Raw genomic sequence first — 9,506 nt, 5'->3', positions numbered from 1 at the left:
AGGCTTCAGACCGATCAAGGGCTCTGCCTGCACAGCCTGGGCGAGGCCAAGCGCCAGGCAAAGGGCTAAAAGGAGACTCAAAAGGGTTCGCATAGCAGGATGTGTCCTTAAGCTAGGGGTCTAGGTCTGTTAAATGTGCAGGAATGCTAAGTGCAGCAACGGGCACTAAACGGTTAGTATCATACTCCCGAGTACCTCGCTCCAACGGATTGCGAGTTTTAGCTCACACAATTCTTAAGGAAACTCCCGCCTTTCCTCTATGCCCCGCCTCCTCGCCATTGAAACCAGTTGTGATGAAACAGCTGTGGCTGTGGTGGAGGCAGATGCGGCCTGGCCGACCTTTGCCCCACGGCAGCTCAGCTCTGTGGTGGCTAGCCAGATCGACCTCCATGCAGCCTACGGGGGCGTGGTGCCGGAGGTGGCTGCCCGCCGCCATGTGGAAACTCTGCCCTTTGTGCTGGAGTCCGCCCTGCAGCAGGCTGGGCTGGGCATGGCCGAGGTGGATGCTGTTGCCGTCACCTGTGCGCCGGGCCTGGTGGGATCCTTACTGGTGGGGCTGATGGCGGCCAAGACCTTGGCGCTGCTCTACAACAAACCTTTGATCGGGGTGCACCACCTGGAGGGCCACCTGTTCAGCGGCTTTTTGGCAGCAGCCGACTTGCGTCCCCCCTGCCTGGGCCTTTTGGTTTCAGGAGGCCACACCAGCCTGATCTGGATGAAGGACTACGGGGAGTACCAGACGATGGGCCGCACCCGCGACGACGCCGCCGGCGAAGCCTTTGACAAGGTGGCGCGGCTGTTGGGGCTGGGCTATCCGGGCGGGCCCCAGATCGACCGCTGGGCGCAACAAGGGGATCCCGATCGCTTCCCTTTGCCCGAGGGCAAACTGGATCACCCCTACGACACCAGCTTCAGCGGCCTGAAGACAGCGGTGCTGCGCCTGGTCCAACAGTTGCAGCAGGAAGGCCAGGAGCTGCCTGTGGCCGATATTGCCGCCAGCTTCCAGGCCTGCCTCACGCGCGTGCTCACAGAAAAAGCCGTGGCCTGTGCCGAGGCGCTGGGCCTCTCGACGCTGCTGGTTACAGGGGGGGTGGCCGCCAACCGGGAGCTGCGCGCTCGCCTGCTGGAAGCGGGCCGCCAAAAGGGCCTGCGGGTGGTGATCCCGCCCCCAAACCTCTGTACCGACAACGCCGCCATGATTGGGGCAGCTGGCCTTTGCCACTGGCTGCGGGGAGAGACCTCGCCCCTGGAGCTGGGGGTGGCCTCGCGCCTGACCCTGGAAGAGATCCCTGCCCTCTACGGCCAGGGGAGCGGCGGCTGCGGTCAGGCCCCGACGGGAGCTGCAGCAGCCGTCTTCTGACGTTGTCTCACCTCTAGGTAGATGAGCAGGGCATTGATGTCGGCGGGGTTGACGCCGCCAATGCGGGCCGCCTGGCCCACGGTCAGAGGCCGGACTGCCGCCAGTTTCTCCCGCGACTCTTTGGAGAGGGTGGGGATGGAGTGGTAGTCCAGATCGGGGGGCAGGGGGCGGTGGTACTGCTTGCTCACCTGCTCGATTTGGCTCTGTTGCCGCTGGATGTAGCCGCTGTATTTGACAGCAATTTCTGCTGCCTCCTGCTCAAAGGGATCCAGCTCCTCATTTCCCAACCCCAGCTCTAGCAGGTCGGCGTAGTGGATCGGGTTGCGGCGCAGGAGCTCGGCCAAGGTGGCGGATCCTTTGATCCCCTGGCCGGTCAGTTGGCTGAGGTGGATCCCGGCGGGGTCGTGGGCCTTGACCCGCTGGGTTTCTAGGCGCTCGATCTCGGCGGCAATGCGGGCCTGCTTGGCCTGGAAGAGGGCCCAGCGGCGGTCGTCGATGAGGCCCCATTCCCGCCCCAGGGGGGTGAGGCGTTGGTCGGCGTTGTCGGCGCGTAGGATAAGGCGGTATTCGGAGCGGCTGGTGAGCATGCGGTAGGGCTCCCGCAGCTCTTTGGTACAAAGGTCGTCGATGAGGGTGCCGATGTAGCTGGACTCCCGCGGCAGGGTTACCAGCGGCTTCCCCTGCACCAGGCGGGCGGCGTTGATCCCGGCGATCAGACCCTGGGCTGCTGCCTCTTCGTAGCCGGTGGTGCCGTTAATTTGGCCGGCACAGAACAGCCCCTGCACCTTCTTGGTCATCAGGGTGGGGTAGAGCTGGGTGGCCGGCAGATAGTCGTATTCCACGGCGTAGGCAGGCCGCAGCATGACGCACCGCTCCAGGCCGGGCAGGGAGCGCAGCATCTGGATCTGGATCTTTTCTGGCATCCCCGTCGAGAACCCCTGGATGTAGAGCTCCGGCAGATCCCGCCCCTCTGGCTCAATAAAAATTTGATGGCTTTCCTTGTCGGCAAAGCGGACGATCTTGTCTTCGATGCTGGGGCAGTAGCGGGGCCCCTTGGCCTCCACCCAGCCGCCGTAGACCGGCGTCTCGTGGAGGTTTTCGCGGATGATGCGGTGGGTCTCCGGCGTGGTGCGGGTGAGATAGCAGTCCATCTGCTCCCGCGGCACCCACACCTCCGGGTCAAAGCTAAACCAGCGCAGGTCGGGATCCCCTGGCTGCCGCTCCATCACGGAAAAATCGACGCTGCGGCGATCCACACGGGCAGGGGTGCCCGTCTTCAGCCGACCTGTCTCAAAGCCCAGTTGGCGCAGGGTGTCGGTCAGGCCTTCGACGGCAAATTCCCCCGCTCTGCCAGCAGGCTGCCAGTGGCGGCCAATCCAGATGCGCCCTCCCAGAAAGGTGCCCGTGGTCAGGATCACCGCCCCACAGCCGAAGACGCTGCCAAAATGGGTAACCACGCCCACCACCTCATCGTTGCGCCCCAGCACCAGGTCGGTGACAGTGCCCTCGCGGATGCTCAGATTGGGCTGGTTTTCCACCACCGAGCGCATTACCCGCGCGTACTCGCGTTTGTCGGTTTGCGCCCGCAAGGCCCATACCGCCGGCCCCCGCGAGCGGTTGAGCACCCGCTTTTGCAAATAGGTGCGGTCGGTAACTTTGCCCATCTCGCCGCCAAGGGCGTCGATTTCGTGCACCAGTTGCGACTTGGCCGGGCCCCCCACAGCGGGGTTACAGGGCTGCCAGGCGATCTTGTCCAGGTTCAACGTCAGCATCAAGGTATTACAGCCCAGCCGCGCTGCCGCCAGGGCCGCTTCACAGCCAGCGTGTCCCCCACCCACGACGATCACGTCGTAGTGGTCGAGAAAGTCCACGTTGTCCCGTCCAACTTTGAGCATAGGATCGCCCCCGCGGAATACCGGAATCCCCTATCCCAATTAGGTTGTTACAGCTTGTTTCTCCAGTCTAGCGACGGATAGAGGGCTATCCCCAAATCTCGGCAAGAGAAAGCCAGACCTCCACCAGTCTGCCGCTCCGAGGTTGCCCAAACCGGCTAGGATCCCGCTCTCCCCAGCCGGATCTAATTCAGACTATTTTAGTCGGGTTTAGTTGACGGGGTCGATCGCGGGTGATAAGATTGCCCTCGACGACGGGTAAACAAGATCCAGCCCTTTCTCCTGTCTGAGGCTTCCTATGACCCAAACCCTTTCCCACCGCCCGCTCAGCCCTGCCGATTTGCCGCCCAGCTCGGCCTTGCGCACCCTCCAGGTGGGCTTTAGGCGCTTGCGCTGTCGGGAATGTGGGGCCGAGTATGAGCCGGTGGCCAAGCACGTGTGCGACCTGTGTTTTGGCCCCCTGGAAGTGGTCTATGACTACGACTGGCTCAAGAGCGTTGTCAGCCGGCAGAGCATCCAGGCCGGGCCGCTCTCCATCTGGCGCTACCGACCTTTCCTGCCGGTCCTTTCGGAGCGGCCCATCGATGTGGGCACCGGCATGACGCCGCTGGTGAAGGCGGAGCGGCTGGGCCGGCGGCTGGGGTTAAAAAACCTCTACCTCAAGAACGACGCCGTCAACATGCCCACCCTCAGCTTTAAGGATCGGGTGGTGTCGGTGGCCCTGACCCGCGCCAAGGAGCTGGGCTTTACCACCGTTTCCTGCGCCAGCACGGGCAACTTGGCCAACTCCACGGCTGCCATCGCCGCCCACGCCGGCCTGGACTGCACCATCTTCATCCCGGCGGATCTGGAGGCGGGCAAGGTGCTGGGATCCCTCATCTACAATCCCACCGTCATGGCCGTGGAGGGCAACTACGACCAGGTCAACCGCCTCTGCGCCGAGGTGGCCGATCGCTATGGCTGGGGCTTTGTCAATATCAACCTGCGCCCTTACTACTCAGAAGGCTCGAAAACCCTGGCCTACGAGGTGGCGGAGCAACTGGGGTGGCAACTGCCGGATCAGGTGGTGATCCCGCTGGCGTCGGGATCCCTGTACACCAAGATTTACAAAGGTTTTCAGGAGTTTGTGAAGGTGGGGCTGGTGGCGGAGAAGCCGGTTATCTTCCACGGCGCCCAGGCCCAGGGCTGTGCGCCCATTGCCCAGGCCTTTCGCGAGGGGCGGGATTTTGTTACTCCGGTTAAGCCGAATACCATCGCCAAGTCTATTGCCATCGGCAACCCTGCCGACGGCATCTACGCCCTGGAGATTGCCCGCAAAACCGGCGGCCAGATCGCGACGGCCACGGATCCCGAGATCGTGGCCGGCATCAAGCTCTTGGCCGAGACCGAGGGCATCTTCACCGAGACGGCTGGCGGCACCACCATTGCCGTGCTCAAACGCCTGGCCGAATCGGGCCAGCTTGATCCTGAGGCGGTTACGGTAGCCTATATTACCGGCAATGGCTTGAAAACCCAGGAGGCGGTGCAGGCGCACGTGGGCCATCTGCTGGTGATCTCGCCCAAGCTGGAGAGCTTTGAACAGGCATTGGAGCGCGCCCGCACTCTGGAGCGGCTGGACTGGCAGGAGGCTTCGGTTTGAAGCGAGAGGGATCCCCCTGGGCTCTTAACGGCGTCTTAATGAAGAACTGTTACGATCCCTGGCACAGACCCACTCGCTCAGGAGCTCTGCACCATGCCTATCCTCCGTTCTGTCCGTCACTTTGCGCGTCGCTGCTTGCCGGTGGCAGTGGCGGTGTTGACCCCCCTTGCTTTGGCTCCCACGGCTCGGCCTCAGGGGCTGAACACCATTGCCGTTGAGCTGGAAACTTTGCCCAGCAGCTACTCGACGTTGGCGACGGCTTTGCGGGCGGCGGGGCTGAACACGGCGTTGGCGGGGCCGGGGCCGTTCACGGTCTTTGCCCCTTCCGATGTGGCCTTTGGGCAACTGCCGCCGGGCACCGTGGAGACGTTGTTGCAGCCGGCCAATCGGGATCAGCTCACCCGCATCCTCACCTATCATGTGGTGCCGGGGCGGATTACCTCGTTTGACCTGCGGCCTGGCCAATCGGCCACTCTGACCACCTTGGCGGGGCTGCCGCTGCGGGTGCAGGTGGGAGCCGATGGCAGCATCCGGGTCAACGGGGCCAATGTGAACTTGGCGGATATTCCGGTTTCCAACGGGGTGATTCACGGCATTGACGGGGTGCTGCTACCCTAGTCTTCTAAGGTTGGTCGCTGGACGAAGCATTGGCTTATGGCAGTCAAGGTGTTAATTCCCACCACGCTGCGGGTGCTCACCCGGGATCAGGAGGTGGTAAGTTGCGAGGGATCCACCGTTCGGGAATTGCTGGAGGCCTTGGAGCAGACCTATCCGGGCATCAAGGCGCGGCTGTGCGATGAAAAGGGGGAATTGCGCCGCTTTGTCAATCTCTATGTCAACAGCGAAGACATTCGCTTCCTCCAGGGATCGGACACGCCTCTACAGGATGGGGATGAGGTGAGCATCGTCCCTGCTGTTGCCGGGGGATGAAAGTTGCCGAGCCGGCTGTGGCTGCTTGGGAGTGGTTAAGCAAGCCGGCGCCGCTGGTGGCGCCTACGTTGCTGGGCATGGTGCTGGTGCGGCAATTTGCCGATGGGCTGCAGGTGCGGGCACAGATTGTGGAAACGGAAGCCTACACCGCCGGCGATCCGGCATGCCACGCCTATCGCCGCAAGACCCGCCGCAACCAGGTGATGTTCGGGCCGCCCGGCCATCTCTACGTCTATTGCATCTACGGCCTCTACCACTGTCTCAACATCGTCACCGAGGCGGAAGGGATCGCGTCAGCGGTTTTGATCCGGGCAGCCCAGTTGGATTGCCTGCCGGAGTGGATCCCGGCCAACAAGCGCTTGAAACCGGCGCGGGTGGCGGCGGGGCCGGGCCTGCTCTGCCAAGCGCTGCGCATCGACGGATCCCACAATGGCTGGCGGCTGGAACCGGTGGCAGCCGGCCAGGAAGGCATTTGGCTAGAGGGATCCCCTGCTTGGGAGGCACAGTTCCCCATTGTCCAAACTACCCGCATCGGCATTACCCGCGGGGTAGAGCTTCCCTGGCGCTGGTACATTAAGGGGCATCCGGCGGTGTCGCACTATTAGTGGGGGCAAGCCGACAGTGCTGCCGCAAGGCAAAGACTCCTGGCAAAGGCTGTCTGGGCTGGTCAGCGGCGTTGTGCTGCTCCTGCCCGCGTTGGCCCAGCCGGTTGCAACTTCTCCAGGACTCTTGACAATGCAAGCCCAGCGCCACTCCCCCTATCGCACCAGGTTGCAGCGCTGGCATGCCCCCCAAGGTTTTCAGGGCTGGTCAGCCCGCGGGATCCGGCTGAACGCCCAAGGGCAATTGGTCTTAGATCCAGAGAGCTGGCGGCAAGAAGTCAGCCTTGAGGAGCCGCAGTCGCCATTGCGCAGACGTCCTTTTCATCCCCCCGGCAGCTATTGGGTGGGAGAAGCCATCAGCCCGGAAGTTCCCGCCAGCTTTCCTCTGGTGGAAGCAATCGTCTCCTGGAATGCCACCACCCCTCCCGGCACCTGGCTAGAAGTGGAGATCCGGGCCAAGCTTGCGGGGCGCTGGACGAAGTGGTATCACGCCGGCGTGTGGGCTGCCGATCCGCCCACCCTGGCCAGCCACTCCGTGCGCGGGCAGGAAGACGCAGATGGCAACCTGCACACGGACTTGTTGGTGCTCAAGGATACCCACAACGGGGCAGAGGCTTTCCAAGTCAGGGTGCGCCTGTTCACGCAAGAGGCGGGCCGCTCTCCCCTGGTGGATCAGGTGGCGGTTGCCTTTTCCAACCAGCCGGCCCAGCCCGACCGCCTCTCCCCTGGGGATCCCAGCCGCTGGGGCCAGGTCTTGGAGCTGCCCTTGTGTTCCCAAATGGTCTATGCCGACGGGGGAGCAGCTTGGTGCAGCCCCACTGCCTTGGCGATGGTGATGGCCTACTGGCAGCGGGATCCCCCCCCTGTGAGCCGTTGGTGCGCGCCGCGGCGGCCGGGGTGTACGACCGGGTTTACCAGGGCCGCGGCAACTGGGCCTTCAACGTGGCTCATGCCGCCGAGCGGGGTTTGGCCGGCGTGGTGGCGCGGCTGCAGAGCCTGGCCCAGGCAGAAGCCTGGATCGCGGCCGGCGTGCCGGCTATCCTCAGCTATGCCTGGGGCGAGGGCGAGCTGGAGGGGGCGCCGATCCCCAAAAGCAACGGCCATCTGGCGGTGCTGGTGGGGTTCGACCGCCAAGGGGATCCCATCCTCCACGATCCGGCGGCCAAGACCAACGAAGAAGTTCGCCGCACCTACCGCCGCGACCAGCTAGAGCCTTTGTGGTTGGCCCACTCCGGGGGTACCGTCTATTTGATCTATCCGCGAGGGTGGCCAATTCCGGACCCATAGGTTAGCCCCGGCCTTCCACCGGGCTGGAGGCTTCTGCTCGAAGAGGCTGGGATATCGAGCGGACAAAAACGAACATGGCTTGGCGAGCATCCGATTGCCATCTGGCTTTTCGACGGGGATTTGAGTAAGGATATTAAGAAGTGAGGAGTGCAACTCACCCTTGGGTGAGACGGCTTAAGCATGGATAGGGTTAGGGTTCAAGGCCTGCGAGGCTGGCTGAGGGGTTTCCCTATGCCGAGCAGGCGGTGGGGCGCGGCTGTCCGCAGAAAAAGTAGCGGGGCAATTTCTGCCGGCTTTTACGTGAGTTGCTATCGACATGGAGGTTTGGGTTCCCGCCGCTTCCCAGTTTGTGGGAGAGGATGAGCTGCATCATGCCACGACGGGCTTCCCCTGCACCGCTATCTTTGCCGGCGCTGAGTGCTCTGGTGCTGGCCCTCTCGGCCTGCGGCGAGCTCTCTTCCTCTAATTTGTCTCCCAGCGTCGTTTCCCCTTCTGCCCTGCAGCCGGTTTCCACCCCAACTCCCCTCGCCCCCGCCGCTCTCACACTCGAACAGGCCCGCCAATCGGGTTTGGCGGTGCCCAACAACCGCATCGTCCTGCTCCTCCAGGAACAAGGATCCGATCTGGTGGCCCAGCTCCCTGCCTCCGAGGTGGATCGCTGGCTGGCTCGTACCCCCACCTGGCCGGGGGTGGAGGGGATCGATCTCAGCATTACCCTGGGCAGCTATCGCCAGACCGCCAACGCGCCCCTGCGCCTAGGGCAGCCGGCCACCTTCACTTTTACCAACCCACCTGCCGGGGAAGCGGAGCTCAGCGCCATTGCCTACCGGGGATCCACCACCTTGGCGCAAGGGAAGGGATCCCTGACCCTTTCTGCCCTTTCTGGGGGCTCTGGCGGTGCCAATCGCCGCCTTTCTATGTTGGTGCTCTCCGGGGTAGAGGTGCCGCTGCTGCACACGGGATCGGGGGTGCCGGCGCCCGGCCAGCCGTTGCTGCTGTCGGGGGAAAATCTGGAGCGGGCAGAAACGGTTCTCTTCGCTTCAGCCGCCAATCCCGAGCGCAGCTGGAGAGGGGAGATCCGCTCCCGCAGCAACGACCGCCTAACGGTGATGCCGCCGGCCTCCCTTGCCGGCACTGTTTGGGTGGCCGTTGCCGATGCTGCAGGGCAGGGGTTGGGAACCCTGGTTTACGAGTGGCCGGCCCCTACCCCCTCACCCACCCCTACTGCGGCAGCAGCCTCAGCCTGGCGGGTGGAGACCTTGCTGCATGGCCGCACCTCCTCGGCAGTTAACCCCGGGAACAGCGCCTCCGATAGCGGCGGCGAGTCCAGACTCTCCCTCGGACAGATCGGCGGCATTGCCGTCGACCCGGAAGGATTCTTTTACTTAGCTGACCCGGCCCAGCACCGGATTTTTCGGCTTTCTCCCGAAGGAGAACTGGAGGTGTGGGCGGGCAGTGGCAAGGCCGGCCATCGAGACGGAGCAGCGGATCAGGCGCAGTTCGACTCTCCCCAGGGGCTGCTCTGGGATCCCAAGGGAGGATTGTGGGTGGCCGACAGCGGCAACCACTGCCTACGCCACATCAGCCGCCAGCGACAGGTCACCACCTTTGCCGGCACTTGTGTAGCCGGCTACCGCGACGGGGAGCGCGACGAGGCGCAGTTTCGCGAGCCCTTTGGCCTGGCCTTGGGTCTAGACGGCAGCCTTTACGTGGCCGATCGCGCCGATCGTCGCATCCGCCGCATCAGCCCCGCTGGCGAGGTCACCACAGCGGCTGGCACCGGCCAGCCGGGATCC

General features: G+C 63.9%; 8 protein-coding genes. 7 read left to right on the top strand and 1 reads right to left on the bottom strand.

Translation table 11 applies throughout. The features are described from left to right. Positions 1-259: 259 nt before the first annotated feature. Positions 260-1,360: a tRNA (adenosine(37)-N6)-threonylcarbamoyltransferase complex transferase subunit TsaD gene (tsaD, locus tag NW809_RS08175; protein ID WP_099834686.1), complete on the top strand. Its 1,101-nt coding sequence runs from the start codon at positions 260-262 to the stop codon at positions 1,358-1,360. Here the strand turns inward: tsaD and mnmG are convergent. Continuing rightward, positions 1,324-3,255, bottom strand: a complete 1,932-nt coding sequence (gene mnmG, locus NW809_RS08170) for a tRNA uridine-5-carboxymethylaminomethyl(34) synthesis enzyme MnmG (protein ID WP_414401911.1) — start codon at positions 3,253-3,255, stop codon at positions 1,324-1,326. The two genes, tsaD and mnmG, sit on opposite strands and share 37 nt — an antisense overlap. Before the next feature lie 295 nt (positions 3,256-3,550). Here mnmG and thrC point away from each other — a divergent pair, with 295 nt between their 5' ends. The 6 genes from thrC to NW809_RS08140 form a co-directional block, all read left to right on the top strand. After that, positions 3,551-4,891: a threonine synthase gene (gene thrC, locus NW809_RS08165; RefSeq protein WP_414401910.1), complete on the top strand. Its 1,341-nt coding sequence runs from the start codon at positions 3,551-3,553 to the stop codon at positions 4,889-4,891. A 93-nt stretch (positions 4,892-4,984) separates the two neighbouring features. Next, positions 4,985-5,509, top strand: coding sequence for a fasciclin domain-containing protein (locus tag NW809_RS08160; protein ID WP_099812536.1), 525 nt, complete (start codon positions 4,985-4,987; stop codon positions 5,507-5,509). Between the two features lie 36 nt (positions 5,510-5,545). Further along, entirely contained in the window at positions 5,546-5,821 is a 276-nt protein-coding gene (locus NW809_RS08155) for a ubiquitin-like small modifier protein 1 (protein ID WP_011429210.1), read from the top strand. Then, complete coding sequence (locus NW809_RS08150) at positions 5,818-6,426, top strand: DNA-3-methyladenine glycosylase (RefSeq protein ID WP_414401909.1); 609 nt, start codon at positions 5,818-5,820, stop codon at positions 6,424-6,426. The genes NW809_RS08155 and NW809_RS08150 overlap by 4 nt, the downstream gene beginning before the upstream one ends. An 804-nt stretch (positions 6,427-7,230) precedes the next feature. Continuing rightward, entirely contained in the window at positions 7,231-7,710 is a 480-nt protein-coding gene (locus NW809_RS08145; RefSeq protein ID WP_414401912.1) for a C39 family peptidase, read from the top strand. Between the two features lie 371 nt (positions 7,711-8,081). Beyond that, positions 8,082-9,506, top strand: a 1,425-nt coding sequence (locus NW809_RS08140; RefSeq protein ID WP_414401908.1) for a hypothetical protein, incomplete at its 3' end; no start/stop codon positions are given.

This window comes from Synechococcus sp. WC101, from assembly GCF_047461555.1.
Classification (GTDB): Bacteria; Cyanobacteriota; Cyanobacteriia; order Thermostichales; family Thermostichaceae; genus Thermostichus.
This window is presented reverse-complemented; position numbering and strand designations above follow the sequence as displayed.

Coding starts and splice junctions, on each gene's coding strand:
- tsaD (WP_099834686.1), top strand. CDS start 260: ATGCCCCGCCTCCTCGCCATTGAAACCAGTTGTGATGAAACAGCTGTG.
- mnmG (WP_414401911.1), bottom strand. CDS start 3,255: ATGCTCAAAGTTGGACGGGACAACGTGGACTTTCTCGACCACTACGAC.
- thrC (WP_414401910.1), top strand. CDS start 3,551: ATGACCCAAACCCTTTCCCACCGCCCGCTCAGCCCTGCCGATTTGCCG.
- NW809_RS08160 (WP_099812536.1), top strand. CDS start 4,985: ATGCCTATCCTCCGTTCTGTCCGTCACTTTGCGCGTCGCTGCTTGCCG.
- NW809_RS08155 (WP_011429210.1), top strand. CDS start 5,546: ATGGCAGTCAAGGTGTTAATTCCCACCACGCTGCGGGTGCTCACCCGG.
- NW809_RS08150 (WP_414401909.1), top strand. CDS start 5,818: ATGAAAGTTGCCGAGCCGGCTGTGGCTGCTTGGGAGTGGTTAAGCAAG.